This is a genomic window from Citrobacter sedlakii NBRC 105722 (assembly GCF_000759835.1).
In the GTDB taxonomy this organism is placed as follows: domain Bacteria; phylum Pseudomonadota; class Gammaproteobacteria; order Enterobacterales; family Enterobacteriaceae; genus Citrobacter_A; species Citrobacter_A sedlakii.
This window is the reverse complement of the sequence record NZ_BBNB01000002.1, coordinates 138,121-155,629: the sequence shown is the minus strand read 5'-3', so window position 1 is coordinate 155,629 and position 17,509 is coordinate 138,121. Positions and strand designations below refer to the sequence as shown.

At 58.7% G+C, this 17,509-nt stretch carries 14 protein-coding genes; 11 read left to right on the top strand and 3 right to left on the bottom strand.

Translation table 11 applies throughout. The features are described from left to right. Positions 1 to 24 precede the first annotated feature (24 nt). The gene (locus CSE01S_RS05075; RefSeq protein ID WP_042285185.1) at positions 25 to 1,458 is read left to right on the top strand and encodes an anion permease; all 1,434 of its coding nucleotides are present in this window, start codon (positions 25 to 27) and stop codon (positions 1,456 to 1,458) included. 26 nt (positions 1,459 to 1,484) lie between these two features. Continuing rightward, the gene (locus tag CSE01S_RS05070; RefSeq protein ID WP_042285181.1) at positions 1,485 to 3,749 is read left to right on the top strand and encodes a hydratase; all 2,265 of its coding nucleotides are present in this window, start codon (positions 1,485 to 1,487) and stop codon (positions 3,747 to 3,749) included. Between the two features lie 87 nt (positions 3,750 to 3,836). Here the strand turns inward: CSE01S_RS05070 and CSE01S_RS05065 are convergent, their stop codons facing one another. After that, the gene (locus tag CSE01S_RS05065; protein WP_042285178.1) at positions 3,837 to 5,120 is read right to left on the bottom strand and encodes a putative acyl-CoA thioester hydrolase; all 1,284 of its coding nucleotides are present in this window, start codon (positions 5,118 to 5,120) and stop codon (positions 3,837 to 3,839) included. A 222-nt stretch (positions 5,121 to 5,342) separates the two neighbouring features. On the opposite strand from CSE01S_RS05065, the gene hutI reads away from it, so the two are divergent. From hutI to hutH, 5 genes are all read left to right on the top strand, one after another. Then, positions 5,343 to 6,566, top strand: a complete 1,224-nt coding sequence (gene hutI / locus CSE01S_RS05060) for an imidazolonepropionase (protein WP_042285175.1) — start codon at positions 5,343 to 5,345, stop codon at positions 6,564 to 6,566. Continuing rightward, positions 6,563 to 7,504: a formimidoylglutamase gene (gene hutG / locus CSE01S_RS05055; protein ID WP_042285172.1), complete on the top strand. Its 942-nt coding sequence runs from the start codon at positions 6,563 to 6,565 to the stop codon at positions 7,502 to 7,504. The genes hutI and hutG overlap by 4 nt, the downstream gene beginning before the upstream one ends. Before the next feature lie 54 nt (positions 7,505 to 7,558). Then, positions 7,559 to 8,284: a histidine utilization repressor gene (locus CSE01S_RS05050; RefSeq protein WP_042285169.1), complete on the top strand. Its 726-nt coding sequence runs from the start codon at positions 7,559 to 7,561 to the stop codon at positions 8,282 to 8,284. A gap of 168 nt (positions 8,285 to 8,452) precedes the next feature. Next, positions 8,453 to 10,138 carry a urocanate hydratase gene (hutU, locus tag CSE01S_RS05045; RefSeq protein ID WP_042285166.1) on the top strand — a complete coding sequence of 562 codons (1,686 nt, stop codon included), beginning with the start codon at positions 8,453 to 8,455 and terminating at the stop codon, positions 10,136 to 10,138. Position 10,139: 1 nt separating this feature from the next. After that, entirely contained in the window at positions 10,140 to 11,660 is a 1,521-nt protein-coding gene (gene hutH / locus CSE01S_RS05040) for a histidine ammonia-lyase (RefSeq protein ID WP_042285163.1), read from the top strand. 45 nt (positions 11,661 to 11,705) lie between these two features. On the opposite strand, the gene CSE01S_RS05035 is transcribed toward hutH, so the two are convergent. Together CSE01S_RS05035 and bioA are read right to left on the bottom strand one after the other, a co-directional pair. Then, entirely contained in the window at positions 11,706 to 12,182 is a 477-nt protein-coding gene (locus tag CSE01S_RS05035; RefSeq protein WP_042285160.1) for a kinase inhibitor, read from the bottom strand. Between the two features lie 56 nt (positions 12,183 to 12,238). Continuing rightward, positions 12,239 to 13,528, bottom strand: a complete 1,290-nt coding sequence (gene bioA / locus CSE01S_RS05030; RefSeq protein WP_042285156.1) for an adenosylmethionine--8-amino-7-oxononanoate transaminase — start codon at positions 13,526 to 13,528, stop codon at positions 12,239 to 12,241. A 76-nt stretch (positions 13,529 to 13,604) separates the two neighbouring features. On the opposite strand from bioA, the gene bioB reads away from it, so the two are divergent. Genes bioB through bioD form a run of 4 tightly spaced genes read left to right on the top strand, consistent with a single transcriptional unit; the run spans position 13,605 to position 17,217 of the window. Next, a complete protein-coding gene (gene bioB, locus CSE01S_RS05025) occupies positions 13,605 to 14,645 on the top strand; it encodes a biotin synthase BioB (protein ID WP_042285153.1) in 1,041 nt (346 codons plus the stop codon). Next, complete coding sequence (bioF, locus tag CSE01S_RS05020) at positions 14,642 to 15,799, top strand: 8-amino-7-oxononanoate synthase (RefSeq protein WP_042285151.1); 1,158 nt, start codon at positions 14,642 to 14,644, stop codon at positions 15,797 to 15,799. Before bioB ends, bioF begins: the two co-directional genes overlap by 4 nt. Beyond that, positions 15,783 to 16,538, top strand: a complete 756-nt coding sequence (bioC, locus tag CSE01S_RS05015) for a malonyl-ACP O-methyltransferase BioC (RefSeq protein ID WP_042285148.1) — start codon at positions 15,783 to 15,785, stop codon at positions 16,536 to 16,538. Before bioF ends, bioC begins: the two co-directional genes overlap by 17 nt. Continuing rightward, positions 16,531 to 17,217, top strand: coding sequence for a dethiobiotin synthase (gene bioD, locus CSE01S_RS05010; RefSeq protein WP_042285145.1), 687 nt, complete (start codon positions 16,531 to 16,533; stop codon positions 17,215 to 17,217). Before bioC ends, bioD begins: the two co-directional genes overlap by 8 nt. The last annotated feature ends 292 nt before the right edge of the window (positions 17,218 to 17,509 follow it).

Below are 17,509 nucleotides of genomic sequence, written 5' to 3'. Positions count from 1 at the left end.
GCACAGATCCATCAGGACATAAAAATGAATGTGAAATCATTATGGAAGCTAATAACGATATTAGCGATCCCTTGCGTGATAGGTTTACTGCCTGCGCCTGCCGGTTTAAGCGAGCTGGCCTGGGTGCTGTTTGGCATTTATCTGGCGGCGATCGTCGGGCTGGTCATTAAACCTTTCCCGGAGCCGGTCGTGTTATTGATGGCCGTTGCGGCATCAATGGTGGTGGTCGGCAATTTAGGCGCCGGTCAGTTTAAGACCAGCAGCGTGCTGAGCGGTTATGCCTCCGGCACGACGTGGCTGGTGTTCTCCGCCTTTACCCTGAGCGCCGCTTTTGTCACTACCGGGTTGGGTAAACGCATCGCCTACATCCTGATCGGTAAAATCGGCAACACCACGCTGGGATTGGGCTACGTCACCGTTTTTCTCGACCTGGTGCTCGCCCCGGCGACCCCGTCAAATACGGCGCGGGCAGGGGGGATTGTCCTGCCCATTATCAACAGCGTGGCGGTGGCGCTGGGATCGGAACCTGATAAAAGTCCGCGTCGCGTCGGGCATTACCTGATGATGACGGTGTATATGGTGACCAAGACCACCAGCTATATGTTTTTTACCGCGATGGCGGGAAATATTCTGGCGCTAAAAATGATCAACGACATCTGTCATCTGCAGATCAGCTGGGGCGGATGGGCGCTGGCAGCCTTGCTGCCAGGAATGGTGATGCTGCTGTTAGCGCCGCTGGTTATCTATTTCATGTACCCGCCGGAAATTAAGAAAGTAGATAATAAAACCATCGCCCGGGCGGGACTGGAGAATTTAGGGCCGATGAAAGTGCGCGAAAAAATGCTGCTGAGCATTTTCGTACTTGCCCTGCTGGGATGGATCTTCAGTAAAAGTCTCGGTATTGATGAATCCACAGTCGCTATCGTGGTAATGGGGGCGATGCTTCTGCTGGGCGTGGTGAGCTGGGACGACGTGGTCAAAAATAAAGGCGGCTGGAATACCTTAATCTGGTACGGCGGCATTATTGGTCTGAGTTCTTTATTATCGAAAGTGAAATTTTTCGACTGGCTGGCAGAACTTTTCAAAAATAATATTTCCTTTGATAACCATAGCAATATCGCATTTTTTATCATTCTGTTTCTCAGCATTATCGTGCGTTATTTCTTTGCCTCCGGCAGCGCCTATATTGTGGCGATGATGCCGGTCTTCGCAATGCTGGCAAACGTCTCTGGCGCGCCATTAATGTTAACCGCGCTGGCGCTGCTTTTTTCCAACTCCTATGGCGGCATGGTAACTCATTACGGCGGCGCTGCCGGCCCGGTTATTTTCGGCGTGGGATATAACGACATTAAATCGTGGTGGCTGGTCGGCGCCATGCTGACATTCATCACTTTCCTGGTTCATATCACGCTGGGCGTCTGGTGGTGGAACCTGCTTATCGGCTGGAACATGCTGTAATCACTCATAGCGGTACGGAGTTTGTAATGATTAAGTTATATGAGAAAGGGATCTATCTCAGCGACAATAACGAGATAATTGCTGAAGAACACTATTCCGGCGCAGTCAGTAAAGACGATGCTAAAAAAGGCACTATCGCCTGGTCGATCCTGGCGGCGCATAATACCTCCGGCGACATGCGCAAACTGAAAATTAAATTTGATGCGCTCACCTCTCATGATATTACCTTTGTCGGCATTATTCAGACGGCAAAAGCCTCCGGTATGGAGCGGTTTCCACTGCCCTATGTCCTGACCAACTGCCATAACTCACTGTGCGCCGTCGGGGGGACGATAAACGGCGACGATCACCTGTTTGGCCTGTCGGCGGCGCAGCGTTATGGCGGTATTTTTGTGCCGCCGCACATCGCGGTCATCCATCAGTACATGCGCGAAATGATGGCCGGCGGCGGGAAGATGATCCTCGGTTCAGACAGCCATACCCGCTATGGCGCGCTGGGGACGATGGCCATTGGTGAAGGGGGCGGCGAACTGGTTAAACAGCTGCTGAATGACACCTGGGACTGCGATTATCCGGGCGTGGTGGCGGTCTGGCTGACCGGTAAACCGGCGCCGGGCGTCGGCCCACAGGACGTGGCGCTGGCGATTATTGGCGCGGTGTTCAAAAACGGCTACGTTAAAAATAAAGTGATGGAGTTTGTCGGGCCGGGCATCCGCAACCTCTCCACGGATTTCCGTAACAGCGTCGACGTCATGACCACGGAAACGACCTGTCTCAGCTCCGTCTGGCAGACCGATGAAGAAATTCAGCAATGGCTGGCCCTGCACGGACGCGAAGAGGCCTATCGCCCGCTGGCGCCGCAGCCGCTTGCCTATTACGACGGCTGCATCTCAGTGGATCTGAGCGCTATCAGGCCAATGATCGCCTTGCCTTTCCATCCGAGCAATGTTTATGAAATAGCAACGTTGCAGGAAAACTTAAGCGATATTCTGCACCAGGTTGAAGTTGACGCGCAGCGCATTGCGCAAGGGAAGGCCGGGCTTTCGCTGCTCGATAAAGTCGAAAACGGTCGTCTGAAGGTGCAGCAGGGGATCATTGCCGGCTGTTCCGGCGGCAACTATGAGAATGTGGTGGCTGCCGCCAACGCGCTGCGCGGACATTCATGCGGGGACAACGCCTTCTCGCTGTCCGTTTATCCCTCCTCACAGCCAGTATTTATGGCGCTGGCGAAGCAGGGGATGGTCAGCGATCTGATGGGCGCAGGCGCGATTATCCGTACCGCCTTCTGCGGCCCCTGTTTTGGTGCGGGCGATACGCCGGTGAATAACGGACTCAGCATTCGTCATACCACGCGTAACTTCCCCAACCGCGAGGGCTCGAAACCGGGCAACGGTCAAATGTCCGCCGTCGCGCTGATGGATGCGCGTTCCGTGGCCGCCACTGCGGCGAACGGCGGCGTGCTTACCGCCGCAACGGAGCTGGACTGCTGGGATAACGTACCGGCCTACCGCTTCGATCCTGCGCCCTACCAGAATCGCGTCTATCAGGGCTTTGTGAAAGGCGCCACCGCACAGCCACTGATCTACGGGCCGAATATCAAAGACTGGCCGGAAATGGGCGCGCTGACCGATAATATTCTGCTGAAGGTGTGCGCGAAAATCCTCGACGACGTCACCACCACCGATGAGCTTATTCCGTCCGGCGAAACCTCTTCTTATCGTTCAAATCCGGTGGGACTGGCGGAATTTACCCTGTCGCGCCGCGACCCGGAATATGTGGGCAGAAGCAAAACGGTCGCCGCGCTGGAGAAACGGCGGCGGACGGGAGAGACGGACGAACTGGCTTCGGTATTTGCGGGTATACGGCAAATCGCCGGTCAGGAGCGGGTGGTTGCGGCTGAAACCGGTATTGGCAGCGTAATTTATGCCGTGAAGCCCGGCGATGGCTCTGCGCGCGAGCAGGCGGCAAGCTGTCAGCGCGTGATTGGCGGGCTGGCGAATATTGCGCAGGAATATGCCACCAAACGCTACCGCTCAAATATGATTAACTGGGGAATGCTGCCGCTGCAAATGGCGGAAGCGCCGTCGTTTGAAGTGGACGACTATATTTATATCCCCGGCATACGCGCGGCGCTGGAGCGCTGCGGCGAAAAAATGACGGCATGGGTAATTCGTGATGGCGCGCCGGTGGGCGAAATCAGTCTGTATATGGAAAGTCTCACCGCCGAGGAGCGTGAAATCATTAAAGCGGGCAGCCTGATTAATTTCAACCGGGCGCGTCTGACGCCATGATGTGAAAACGGGTCGTCACGGTAATGTGACGACCCGCAGGTCTGCTATGTGTAGCGTCATCAGGCCGGTATTATCCGGCCTGCGTTGTTACTGCTTCGGCTCTGCCACCACTTTACTGCCCACGCCGCGGTTATTGTATTCCCACATGCGGTTAAAGTTGGTGTCGTTCAGGTTACGCTGAATCTCGCCTTTATCATCCTGCGCCCCGGTGTTACCGGCGAACGGACGTTTAGAGATCACCGCGTCAGCCCACGGCGTCGCGCGATTAAAGCCTTCGTTGATCACGCTGTCGCGGATCACCACCTGACCATTGGTATTGCTGTCGACATCCAGCGAACGGCCTAACTGCGCCACGCCGTCACCGGCGGCGGTAAAGCGGCTGTTGGTCGCAAGGAAGCCGTAATAGATGTTAGATAAGGTTGCCGGTGCGAAGACATATGCTTCCTGCTGGGTACGAGAGTTGACCACGCGGAAATCGGTGTTATCAAACACCACCGCGCCACGCCCGGAAACGATATCCACGTCGCCTTCGATATAGCTATTGGTCACCAGCGTACGTGGTTGACGATCGTTGACCAGGCGGTTTTGCACGCCGCTGTTGGTGACAAAGAATGTGTTCTGGCGACCCAGAATATTCACATCGTTGATCTGCACTTTGTCGCCATCGCTGCGAAGCGCCACGGCAGGGTGATTACCCGCGTCCACGCTGTCGCCGAGATTGTTCTCAACGGTCAGGTTTTGCAACTGCAGGCCGTTGTTCTGCGACCACAATACCGCGGAACACATCATGCCAATGGTCGCGCCGCGTTTGCTCTGGCAGTTATCGAACATATACCAGGCTGGTTTGCCGGGCATGTATTTGCCTCCCGGATTGACGACGCGGCGCCAGTCGGCAGTGCTCATCTCACCGTCAATCGCCGCGCCAATTTTGACGTCCAGCGGTTTCTCGCCGGTACCGTAAAGCGTCAGGCTGCCCGGCGCGGCAGGAATGTACACGGTGCCCTGGTAGTCGCCCGGCATAATCGCAATGTACTGACGTTTATTCGTACGGGTTGTGATCGCCGCATCGACCGCCGCCTGGATAGTGGTGTGCGTCACGCCCTGGGTTCCTGCCGGCCCCACCACAAAGTCAGGCTGCGCCGGCAGGGTAATTGCCGACGGCGTCCACGGCGCAGTGTTTGGCGTCAGCGACGAAAAATACGTTTTCGCGACAAAATTCTGCGCTTCACTGGCCGATAAAATCGGGCGCGAGGCGGTCCCCGGCGCGGTTTGATCGGAAGGGATTTGGTCTGGTGGCGTAGAGCTACAGGCGGTCAGCGTCACGCCAAAAGCCAGTGCCAGCGCCAGACGGGAAACTGATGATGTGTTCACGAGTTGCTCCGGGCTAATTAAGTGTCCATTGAAGCCTGCTTTTTTATACTAAGTTGAACGAAACGGGAAGGTGAAAAGGCAAAAAGTTGTTTTTTAACTCAGCATTAGCGGATTCTTCGCGTTTTGAAGTCACAATTAAGTAACATTTTTAATCCGGAAGATTGACTTCCTCGCGGCGATCTCAAATAAATGTCTATACAACCTAAGACAAGTGGAGAAAGCATGTCGCAACTGTTACCCGGGGATAAGGTCTGGCGAAATCTCCGCCTCGCTACGCTGGATCCGCACATCGACGCCCCGTATGGGATACTTGAACATCATGCGCTGATTATTCGCGGCGAAAAAATCCTGTCTGTTATTCCTGAAGCCGAACTGCCGACCCGCCATGCTAATACCGCCAACCTTGAGGGCCGACTGGTTACCCCCGGTCTGATTGACTGCCACACGCATCTGATTTTTGGCGGCAACCGCGCCAGTGAATGGGAGCAGCGGTTGAACGGCGTCTCGTATCAGCAGATCGGCGCTCAGGGCGGCGGCATTAACGCCACGGTGTCAGCGACCCGGACGGCGACAGAAGATGTGCTTTACCGCGTCGCCAGAGACAGAATGCAGCGTTTAGCCCGTGAAGGGGTAACGCTACTGGAAATAAAATCCGGCTACGGACTGGATATCGCCAGCGAAGAAAAGATGCTGCGCGTGGCTGCCCGGCTGGCGGCCGACGGAATGATGGAGATCAGCCCTACGCTGCTGGCGGCGCACGCCACCCCGCAGGAATTTCGCGACGATCCTGACGGCTATATCGACCTTGTCTGCGACGTCATTTTGCCGCAGCTATGGCAAAAAGGGCTGTTTGAAGCGGTCGATCTGTTCTGCGAAAGCGTTGGCTTTACGCTTGCGCAAAGCGAACGGGTGCTTCGCGCGGCGCAGGCGCTGGGTATACCGGTAAAAGGGCACGTGGAGCAGTTGTCTCTGCTCGGCGGCGCGCAGTTGGTCAGCCGCTATCGCGGACTGTCTGCCGATCATATTGAGTATCTGGACGAGGCGGGCGTGGCGGCGATGCACCGCAGCGGCACTGTCGGCGTGCTGCTGCCGGGGGCGTTTTATTTCCTGAAAGAGAAACAGACACCTCCCGTTGGACTGCTTCGCCGCTACGGCGTGCCGATGGCGGTGGCGAGCGACTATAATCCCGGCACCAGCCCGTTTATCAGCCTGCACCTGGCGATGAATATGGCCTGCGTGCAGTTTGGCCTGACGCCGGAAGAAGCCTGGGCGGGGGTCACGCGTCACGCCGCGCGCGCGCTGGGTCGCCAGTCGACGCACGGTCAGCTTACGGCCGGCTATAGGGCGGATTTCGCGATCTGGGACGCGGAACATCCGGTAGAGATCGTGTACGAACCGGGGCGTAACCCGCTGTATCAACGCGTCTTTCGGGGGGATATCGTATGACGCAATGGCAACCCGTTTCCCCTGCGCTGTGGCAGGGACGTGATGATCGCGCGGAGGCGGCGAATGCGCTGCGTCTGTGTCAGACCATCGAAATAAGCCGGACGTTTTCGCCCGGGCATTATTGTGACCGGATTGCGCTGCTGGGCTTTGCCTGTGATGAAGGCGTTAAGCGTAACCACGGACGCCCCGGCGCCGCTGGCGCCCCGGACGCGCTGCGTAAAGCGCTGGCGAATCTCGCCTGCCACGCCGGACATGAGCGACTGGTGGATATGGGCAATATTCTGGCGCCAGGCGCGGATCTGGAAGGGGCGCAACAGGCGTTAAGGGATGCGGTACATCGCTGCCAGCAGGCGGGTGTGCGCACCTTTGTACTCGGTGGGGGGCATGAGACGGCGTTCGGGCATGGCGCGGGTGTTTATGATGCTTTTGCGGCTGAACGCATCGGAATTATCAATCTTGACGCTCACCTGGATCTGCGTTTCGCCGGACGCCCCAGTTCTGGTACGCCGTTTCGCCAACTGGCGCAACTGTGCGACCAGCAGCAGCGTGGGTTTCACTATGCCTGCTTTGGCGTCAGCCGGGCGGCAAATACCCAGGCGCTGTGGGATGAGGCGCAAACCCGCCGGGTGACGGTAGTTGAAGATCTCTATTGCGATGACGCGCAGGCGACGCTTGCGGCGTTTATCGGACGGGTCGATAAAATTTATCTCACCGTCGATCTCGACGTGCTTCCCGGCGCGGCGATGCCTGCGGTTTCAGCACCCGCCGCGCTGGGAGTACCGCTGTCGACCCTGCTGCGGCTGATTGAGCCGATTTGTCGCAGCGGCAAGCTTCAGGCGGTGGATATGGTTGAATTTAATCCGCGCTTTGATAATGATGGCAGCGCGGCGCGCGTTGCGGCGCGGCTTGGCTGGCAGATCGTTTACTGGTGGCAATAAGCCATTAGCGACGGCTTCCGTCAACCCTGGTTTGATGAAAAGGTAAATGTACGCATGAATGTCCTTCGACCCCGCGCGACACCCGCGCCGTATTATGAAACGGTAAAACGGGCGATCAGCGAGAAGATCGCCAGCGGCATCTGGCAGCCGCACGATCGCATTCCGTCTGAAGCGGCGCTGGTGACGCAATACGGCTACAGCCGGATGACCATTAACCGCGCACTGCGCGAGCTGACCGACGAAGGACTGTTGGTGCGGTTACAAGGGGTTGGAACCTTTGTCGCCGAGCCAAAAGGCCAGTCGGCGCTGTTCGAGATTCGCAGTATCGCGGATGAAATCACTGCCCGCTCGCATCAGCACCGTTGCGACGTGCGGGTGCTGGAAAGAAGCCCCGCGAATGCCCTACAGGCGGCCGCGCTGAAGATCAACGAAGGCAGCGATATTTTTCATTCCGTGATGGTGCACTTCGAAAATGAATTGCCGGTACAAATTGAAGATCGCATCGTCAATGCACAGGTGGTGCCCGACTATCTGGCGCAGGATTACAGCCAGACCACGCCGCACGCTTATCTGTCGTTGATCGCCCCGCTCACGGAAGGGGAGCACATTGTGGAAGCGGTACGTGCCAGCGCCGAAGAGTCTGCGTTATTAACCATCAACGAAACCGAACCCTGCCTGCTGATCCGCCGTACCACCTGGTCCGCCACGCAAATCGTCTCCCACGCGCGGCTGCTTTTCCCCGGTTCCCGTTACCGCTTGCAGGGCCATTTCTCTTCCTGATCCTGCGTCCTGGAAAGCGTGATTGCTGACGCAATATGATAAAAATGTATCTTTTCTGTTAAATTCAGCCTTGTTATGTCTTGTATAGACAAGTATATGTTTATGCCATAGCTGAATCATTCCCTACGTCGGTATCGTCAGGTCCGGCCCTTCAGGAGAGGCAGTGTTATGTCATATAGCAAATACCGTCAGCAGACGATCCGCGCGCCGCGGGGAACCATCTTAACGGCCAAAAGTTGGTTAAGCGAAGCGCCGCTGCGTATGTTAATGAACAACCTGGATCCGGATGTTGCCGAAAATCCCTATGCGCTGGTGGTTTACGGCGGCATTGGTCGGGCGGCCCGCAACTGGGACTGTTTTGACGCCATTGTTAAGGCGCTGACTGCGCTGGAGGACGATGAAACCCTGCTGGTGCAGTCCGGTAAGCCGGTCGGCGTATTTAAGACCCACCGCAACGCGCCGCGCGTGCTGATCGCCAATTCCAATCTGGTTCCTCACTGGGCCACCTGGGAACATTTTAACGAACTGGATGCGAAAGGGCTGGCGATGTACGGCCAGATGACCGCCGGGAGCTGGATCTACATAGGCAGTCAGGGAATTGTGCAGGGCACGTATGAAACGTTTGTCGAAGCGGGGCGTCAACATTATCACGGCGAGTTGCGCGGACGCTGGGTGCTGACGGCGGGACTCGGCGGCATGGGCGGCGCGCAGCCGTTAGCGGCGACGCTGGCGGGGGCCTGTTCCCTGAACATTGAATGCCAGCAGAGTCGTATCGATTTTCGCCTGCGCACCCGCTATGTTGATGAGCAGGCGACCTCGCTGGACGACGCGCTGGCGCGCATCGAAAACTACACCCGTGAAGGCCGCGCGGTGTCTGTCGCCCTGTGCGCTAACGCCGCGGACGTGCTGCCCGAGCTGGTAAAACGCGGCGTGCGTCCGGATCTGGTGACTGACCAGACCAGCGCCCACGATCCGCTGCACGGCTATCTGCCTTCCGGCTGGGACTGGCAGACATACCAGCAGAAGGCGGTTTCCGATCCGCAGGGAACCGTCGAAGCCGCAAAGCGCTCTATGGCGAAGCACGTGCAGGCCATGCTGGCATTTCACAGGATGGGGGTGCCCACGTTTGATTACGGTAACAATATTCGTCAGATGGCGAAAGAGATGGGCGTGGACAACGCCTTTGATTTCCCCGGTTTTGTACCCGCCTATATTCGTCCGCTGTTCTGCCGCGGCATCGGCCCGTTCCGTTGGGTGGCGCTCTCCGGCGATCCTGAGGATATTTATAAAACCGACGCCAAAGTGAAAGAGATCGTCGCGGACGATGCGCACCTGCATCGCTGGCTGGACATGGCCCGCGAGCGGATCCGCTTTCAGGGGCTTCCGGCGCGCATCTGTTGGGTCGGGCTGTCGTTACGTCAAAAGATCGGACTGGCGTTTAACGACATGGTGCGTCGCGGCGAACTTTCCGCGCCGATTGTCATTGGTCGCGACCACCTGGACTCCGGCTCCGTTGCCAGTCCGAACCGTGAAACGGAAGCGATGCGCGACGGCTCCGACGCGGTGTCCGACTGGCCGCTGCTTAACGCGTTACTCAATACCGCCAGTGGCGCGACCTGGGTGTCGCTGCATCACGGCGGCGGCGTCGGCATGGGCTTCTCGCAGCATGCCGGGATGGTGATTGTGTGCGACGGCAGCGATGACGCCGCGGAGCGAATCGCCCGCGTGCTGCACAACGATCCGGCGACCGGCGTGATGCGCCATGCCGACGCGGGTTATGAGATCGCCATTGAGTGCGCCGCTGAACACCAGCTTAATCTGCCGATGGTTGCGGCAACCCAGGAGAAACGCTGATATGAACACCTTGACCTTAACGCCGGGGCAGCTCACTTTTTCACAGCTTTGTGATGTCTGGCGGCAGCCGGTCAGGCTGACGCTTGATGCCAGCGCCATCGACGGCATTCATGCCAGCGTCGCCTGCGTGAACACGATTGTGGCGGAGGGGCGCACGGCCTACGGCATTAATACCGGCTTTGGCCTGCTGGCCCAGACGCGGATCGCCGATCACGATCTGCAAAATCTTCAGCGCGCGCTGGTGCTGTCACATGCCGCAGGGGTTGGCGAAGCGCTGGATGATGCGATGGTGCGCCTGATCATGGTGCTGAAGATCAACAGCCTGGCGCGCGGGTTTTCCGGTATCCGTCTGTGCGTGATCGAGGCGCTGATCGCGCTGGTAAACGCCGAGGTCTATCCGCTGATCCCGGCGAAAGGCTCGGTGGGCGCATCGGGGGATTTAGCGCCGCTGGCGCACCTGTCGCTTACTCTGCTCGGCGAGGGAAAAGCGCGCGTTCAGGGTGAATGGCTACCGGCCAAAGAGGCGCTGAAAAAAGCCGGGCTGGCGCCGCTGACCCTGGCGGCGAAAGAGGGATTAGCGCTGCTCAATGGCACTCAGGCGTCAACGGCGTTCGCGCTGCGCGGCCTGTTTGAAGCCCAGGAACTGTTTGCCTCCGCCGTGGTTTGCGGCGCATTAACCACTGAAGCGGTGCTGGGATCGCGCCGTCCGTTTGACGCGCGGATCCATGCCGCACGGGGGCAGCCTGGACAAATTGACGCGGCGGCGCTGTACCGTCATGTGCTAACGGAAACCAGCGCGCTGTCGCAGTCGCACCATAACTGCGACAAAGTGCAGGATCCGTATTCACTGCGTTGTCAGCCGCAGGTGATGGGCGCGTGTCTGACCCAGATGCGCCAGGTGAGAGAGGTTTTGCTGATCGAAGCCAACGCGGTGTCCGATAACCCGCTGGTTTTTGCGCAGCAGGGGGATGTCATCTCCGGCGGTAATTTTCACGCCGAACCGGTGGCGATGGCGGCAGACAACCTGGCGCTGGCGATTGCCGAAATCGGCGCGCTCGCTGAGCGTCGAATTGCGTTGATGATGGATAAACACATGTCGCAACTGCCGCCGTTCCTGGTAAAAAATGGCGGCGTGAACTCCGGCTTTATGATTGCCCAGGTGACGGCGGCGGCGCTGGCCAGCGAGAACAAGGCGCTGGCGCATCCGCACAGCGTTGACAGTCTGCCAACCTCAGCGAATCAGGAAGATCATGTGTCGATGGCGCCGGCGGCAGGGCGCAGGCTGTGGGAGATGGCGGCCAATACCCGCGGCGTGTTGGCGGTCGAGTGGCTGGCGGCCTGTCAGGGGATCGATCTGCGCGACGGACTGACATCCAGTCCGCTTCTTGAGCAGGCGCGCGCAACGTTACGCGAGCAGGTTGCCCACTATACCGACGACCGTTTCTTTGCCCCGGACATAGAATGCGCGACCGAACTGCTGGCGCAGGGAGCGCTGCTGCGTTTAGTGCCGGACTTTCTGTAAGGAGTACCGGATGGCGGCACGTTAGCGTCGCCATCCGTTATCAGGTTAACTGAACATGGCGGTGATCGACGCGCTGGCGAGCGCGTGGAAATGGACGTTAAAGCCGACCATCGCGCCGCTGGCCTCTTCATCGACCTCGATACGATCCACGTCCAGCGCATGAACTGTAAAGATATAGCGGTGCGTTTCGCCTTTCGGCGGCGCGGCGCCGCCGTAGCCCGCTTTACCGAAATCAGTGCGGGTTTGCACCACGCCGTCCGGTAGCGCCACCAGACCGGAGCCGAAACCCTGGGTCAAAACGCGGGTGTCGGCGGGTAAATTCGCTATGCCCCAGTGCCACCAGCCGGAGCCGGTGGGCGCATCGGGGTCGAAACAGGTTACGACAAAACTTTTCGTTCCTGTCGGAACGTCATCCCAGGCCAGATGCGGCGAAATATTATCGCCGTCGTAACCCATGCCGTTAAAAACGTGACGCAGCGGAAGCTTATCGCCGTCGCGGAAATCGTTACTGATGAGTTTCATGCTGATTCCTCCCTTAACCAAAAAGTTTAGCCAGAAACGTTTTAGTTTACCGCCAATTAAACGCGAAAAAATGTTTCTTCGCGCACAGCTTCGTTAACCGCCTGCGTCAGACAACGCAGTTGCTCCGGCTGGATAATGTACGGCGGCATCAGGTAGATGAGTTTGCCGAACGGACGCACCCAGACGCCCCGCTGGACAAAGAATTTTTGCAGCGCCGCCATATTGACCGGATGAGTGGTTTCCACCACGCCGATCGCGCCGAGCACGCGCACGTCCGCGACCCATGGCGAATCTGCCGCCGCGGCCAGTTCGGCACGCAGTTGCGCTTCAATGGCCGCCACCTGCTGCTGCCAGTCGCCGGATGCCAGCAACGTCAGGCTGGCGTTTGCCGCCGCGCAGGCCAGCGGGTTAGCCATAAATGTCGGGCCGTGCATAAAACACCCGGCGTCGCCGTTGCTGATAGTGTCGGCGATCTGGCGGGTGGAGAGGGTGGCGGAAAGGGTCATTGTGCCGCCGGTGAGCGCTTTACCCAGACAGAGAATATCCGGCGATACCCCGGCGTGCTCGCAGGCAAACAGTTTGCCGGTGCGGCCAAAACCGGTGGCGATCTCGTCGGCGATCAGCAGAATGCCTTCCCGGTCACACATCTTACGGATGCGCTGCAGCCACTGGGGATGGTACATGCGCATTCCGCCCGCGCCCTGGACGATGGGTTCGAGGATCACTGCGGCGATCTCATGCCGGTGTGCGGCCATCAGGCGGGCGAACGCCACCATATCGCGCTCATCCCATTCGCCGCCCATCCGGCTTTGCGGCGCCGGGGCAAACAGGTTTTCCGGCAGATAGCCCTTCCACAGGCTGTGCATGGAGTTGTCCGGATCGCAGACAGACATGGCGCCGAACGTGTCGCCGTGGTAGCCGTTGCGAAACGTCAGGAAACGCTGTCGCGATTCGCCTTTTGCCTGCCAGTATTGCAGCGCCATTTTCATCGCCACTTCAACGGCCACGGAACCGGAATCCGCAAGGAAAACGCACGTCAGCGGCTCGGGCGTCATCGCCACCAGTTTACGGCACAGGTCGATGGCCGGTGCATGGGTAATGCCGCCAAACATCACGTGCGACATGGCGTCAATTTGCGTTTTCATCGCCGCGTTGAGTACGGGATGGTTGTAGCCGTGGATCGCCGCCCACCACGACGACATGCCGTCAATGAGGTGTTCGCCGCTGGTGAGGATCAGTTCGCAACCTTCCGCGCGCGCGACCGGATACACCGGTAGCGGAGAGGTCATGGAGGTATAAGGGTGCCAGATATGGCGCCGATCGAAAGCGAGATCGTCCGTTGTCATAATCGACTTGTAAACCAAATTAAAAACATTTAGGTTTACGAGTCTACACGGTTCTCACAACAAAACGTAGAAAATTATGACCAAACATTCTCGCTGGACGCTGTCGCAAGTCACCGAATTATTTGAAAAACCGCTGCTGGATCTGCTCTTTGAAGCCCAGCAAATCCACCGTCAGCATTTTGATCCTCGCCAGGTGCAGGTCAGTACATTGCTGTCGATTAAAACCGGCGCCTGCCCGGAGGATTGCAAATATTGCCCACAAAGCTCGCGCTATAAAACCGGGCTGGAAGCAGAGCGCCTGATGGAGGTCGAACAGGTGCTGGATTCGGCGCGCAAGGCGAAAAACGCCGGGTCCACCCGTTTCTGTATGGGGGCGGCGTGGAAGAACCCTCACGAGCGCGACATGCCGTATCTTGAGCAAATGGTGCAGGGGGTGAAGGCGATGGGGCTGGAAGCCTGTATGACCCTCGGCACCCTGAGCGAAGCGCAGGCGCAGCGGCTGGCGGCGGCGGGGCTGGATTACTACAACCACAACCTCGACACTTCGCCGGAGTTCTACGGCAATATCATCACCACCCGTTCTTATCAGGAGCGTCTGGATACGCTGGATAAAGTGCGCGATGCCGGGATCAAGGTCTGCTCCGGCGGGATTGTCGGGCTGGGCGAAACGGTAAACGATCGCGCCGGTTTGCTGCTGCAACTGGCGAATCTGCCGACTCCGCCGGAAAGCGTGCCGATCAACATGCTGGTGAAGGTCAAGGGGACGCCGCTGGCCGATAACGACGATGTGGACGCATTTGACTTCATCCGCACGATCGCGGTGGCGCGCATTATGATGCCCACCTCGTACGTGCGTCTCTCTGCCGGTCGCGAGCAGATGAACGAACAAACCCAGGCAATGTGCTTCATGGCGGGCGCGAACTCTATCTTTTACGGCTGCAAGCTGTTGACCACGCCGAACCCGGAAGAAGATAAAGACTTACAGCTGTTCCGTAAGCTCGGGCTGAACCCGCAGCAAACCGCCGTGCTGGCAGGGGATAACGAGCAGCAGCAGCGGCTGGAGCAGGCGCTGATGACCCCGGATACCGACGCCTGGTACAACGCGGCAGCGGTATGAGCTGGCAGCAAAAAATCGACGATGCGCTAAACGCGCGTCGTTCAGCGGATGCCCTGCGTCGTCGTTACGCGGTTGAGCAGGGCGCGGGCCGCTGGCTGATGACCGGCGATCGCCGCTTTCTCAACTTTTCCAGCAACGACTATCTGGGCTTAAGCCACCATCCGCAGATTATTCACGCCTGGCAACAGGGGGCGGAACGCTTCGGCGTAGGCAGCGGCGGCTCCGGCCACGTCAGCGGTTATACCGTTGCGCATCAACACGTTGAAGAAGAGCTGGCGGACTGGTTGGGTTACCCGCGCGCGCTGCTGTTTATCTCAGGTTTTGCCGCTAATCAGGCGGTCATTGCCGCGTTGATGGCAAAGGACGATCGGATTGTCGCCGATCGCCTCAGCCATGCCTCGTTGCTGGAGGCGGCAAGCCTTAGTCCGGCGCCGCTTCGCCGTTTTACCCATAACGATACCCGGCATCTGACGCGACTGCTCGATGCCCCCTGTCCGGGGCAACAACTGGTGGTCACTGAAGGCGTATTCAGTATGGATGGCGACAGCGCGCCGCTGGCGGAGATCCAGCGTGCGGCAGCGCGGCGCAACGCCTGGCTGCTGGTGGACGATGCCCACGGCATTGGCGTCTGCGGCGAAGAAGGGCGCGGCAGCTGCTGGCGGCAGCAGGTGCGACCAGAACTGCTGGTCGTGACCTTTGGTAAAGGCTTTGGCGTCAGCGGCGCGGCGATATTGTGTTCAGCCCGCGTGGCGGATTATCTGCTGCAATTTGCCCGACACCTGATCTACAGCACCAGCATGCCGCCTGCTCAGGCGCAGGCGATCCGGGCCTCCCTTGCGGTGATCCGCAGCGAAGAAGGCGACGCGCGCCGGGCGAAACTGGCGGCGCTCATCGCACGCTTTCGTCGCGGCGTAGACCGTAGCCGTTACCGACTGGGGGAATCGCACAGCGCGATCCAGCCGCTGATCGTTGGCGATAACGCGCGGGCGCTGCATCTGGCGGAAACCCTGCGCAGCCGTGGCTGCTGGGCGACGGCAATCCGTCCGCCAACGGTGCCTGCGGGGACGGCGCGTTTGCGCCTGACCCTCACCCAGGCGCACGAGCGTGAAGACATTGACCGTCTGCTGGAGGTGCTAAATGACACAGGTGAATAAACAGGCCATCGCGGCGGCGTTTGGCCGTGCGGCGACGTGTTATGAACAACACGCCACGCTGCAACGGTTGAGCGCGGACGCGCTGCTGGCGCAGTTGCCGCAGCAAAGCTATGGGCAGGTGCTGGACGCCGGCTGTGGTCCTGGCCGGTTGAGCCGTTACTGGCGTGAGCAGGGCAGCCAGGTCACCGCGCTGGATTTGTCCTCCCCCATGCTCGACGAGGCGCGGCGGCGTAATACGGCGCACCACTATCTTGCCGGAGATATCGAATCGCTGCCGTTGGCGAGCGCGACGTTCGATCTCGCCTGGAGTAATCTCGCCGTTCAGTGGTGCAACGATTTACACGGCGCGCTGAGCGAACTTTACCGGGTGGTGCGTCCCGGCGGCAGAGTGGCGTTCACAACGCTGGCGAAAGGGTCGCTGCCGGAGCTGCATCAGGCATGGCGGGCAGTCGATAACCAAACCCATGCTAATCGGTTCTTACCGCAGGCGGCGCTGCGCGATGCCCTGCGCGGCTGGCGTAGCGAAAGCCATTTGCACACGTTGACCCTGTGGTTTGACGATGCGCTGAGCGCGATGCGTTCGCTGAAGGGGATTGGGGCCACGCATCTGCACGAAGGACGTGAACCGCGCGTGCTCACCCGTGCGCAACTGCAAAAAGTGCAGTTGGCCTGGCCTCAACAACAGGGAAAGTATCCGCTCACCTACCATCTTTTTGCTGGAATTATTGAACGTGATTAAACGCTATTTTGTTACCGGTACTGATACCGAGGTCGGGAAAACCGTCGCCAGCAGCGCTTTGCTCCAGGCGGCAGGCAAAATGGGGCTGCGCACGGCCGGGTATAAGCCGGTTGCCTCCGGCAGCGAAATGACGCCGGAAGGGTTGCGCAACAGCGATGCGCTGGCGCTCCAGCGCAGCAGCAGCCTGCCGCTGGACTACGCGGCAGTGAATCCTTATACCTTCGCCGAGCCGACCTCGCCGCACATCATCAGCGCCGGAGAGGGCAGACCGATTCAAACCGATGTGATGTCAGCCGGGCTACGGGCGCTGGAAACCCGCGCGGAGTGGGTGCTGGTGGAAGGCGCGGGCGGCTGGTTCACGCCGCTGACAGAGGACGTTACGTTTGCCGACTGGGTGCAGGCGGAACAACTGCCGGTGATTTTAGTGGTCGGCGTGAAGCTGGGGTGTATTAACCATGCGATGCTCACCGCGCAGGCCATTCAGCAGGCCGGGCTGACGTTAGCCGGCTGGGTGGCGAATGACGTCCAGCCGCCGGGTAAACGCCACCGCGAGTATATGGCGACGCTGGCGCGGGTTATTCCCGCGCCTTTACTCGGGGAAATCCCCTGGCTTGGCGCTGAAGCGCAAACCGTCGCAACAGGACAATATCTGGATCTCACGCTTTTGACAGGAGAGTAAATGGCGATTTTGCGAGCAATGTCGCCTGCGACAGGCCGTTTCGTTAGCTGATAAAAATCAAAATTTAGCGATAATTTTTTTTTATTGTCCTGAAATCCGTCAACGAGGGGAAAGTGCCAGGCGGCAGACCGTGTGGGCTGGAAGCAGTTATCCACTATTCCTGTGGATAACCTTGTGTATTAGAGTTAGAAAACGCAGGGTAAGCGAGAGAATACGCGGCTTCCAGCCAAATTGATGCGAAAGACGTCTTTGTTTAATATTATTTATTTTTCAATAAGTTATATAAAGGCAA

Bases quoted from the DNA above. Each gene is read 5' to 3' on its own strand.
- bioF (WP_042285151.1), top strand. From the start codon at position 14,642: ATGAGCTGGCAGCAAAAAATCGACGATGCGCTAAACGCGCGTCGTTCA.
- CSE01S_RS05075 (WP_042285185.1), top strand. From the start codon at position 25: ATGAATGTGAAATCATTATGGAAGCTAATAACGATATTAGCGATCCCT.
- bioC (WP_042285148.1), top strand. From the start codon at position 15,783: ATGACACAGGTGAATAAACAGGCCATCGCGGCGGCGTTTGGCCGTGCG.
- CSE01S_RS05070 (WP_042285181.1), top strand. From the start codon at position 1,485: ATGATTAAGTTATATGAGAAAGGGATCTATCTCAGCGACAATAACGAG.
- hutG (WP_042285172.1), top strand. From the start codon at position 6,563: ATGACGCAATGGCAACCCGTTTCCCCTGCGCTGTGGCAGGGACGTGAT.
- bioA (WP_042285156.1), bottom strand. From the start codon at position 13,528: ATGACAACGGACGATCTCGCTTTCGATCGGCGCCATATCTGGCACCCT.
- CSE01S_RS05035 (WP_042285160.1), bottom strand. From the start codon at position 12,182: ATGAAACTCATCAGTAACGATTTCCGCGACGGCGATAAGCTTCCGCTG.
- hutU (WP_042285166.1), top strand. From the start codon at position 8,453: ATGTCATATAGCAAATACCGTCAGCAGACGATCCGCGCGCCGCGGGGA.
- hutI (WP_042285175.1), top strand. From the start codon at position 5,343: ATGTCGCAACTGTTACCCGGGGATAAGGTCTGGCGAAATCTCCGCCTC.
- hutH (WP_042285163.1), top strand. From the start codon at position 10,140: ATGAACACCTTGACCTTAACGCCGGGGCAGCTCACTTTTTCACAGCTT.
- bioB (WP_042285153.1), top strand. From the start codon at position 13,605: ATGACCAAACATTCTCGCTGGACGCTGTCGCAAGTCACCGAATTATTT.
- CSE01S_RS05050 (WP_042285169.1), top strand. From the start codon at position 7,559: ATGAATGTCCTTCGACCCCGCGCGACACCCGCGCCGTATTATGAAACG.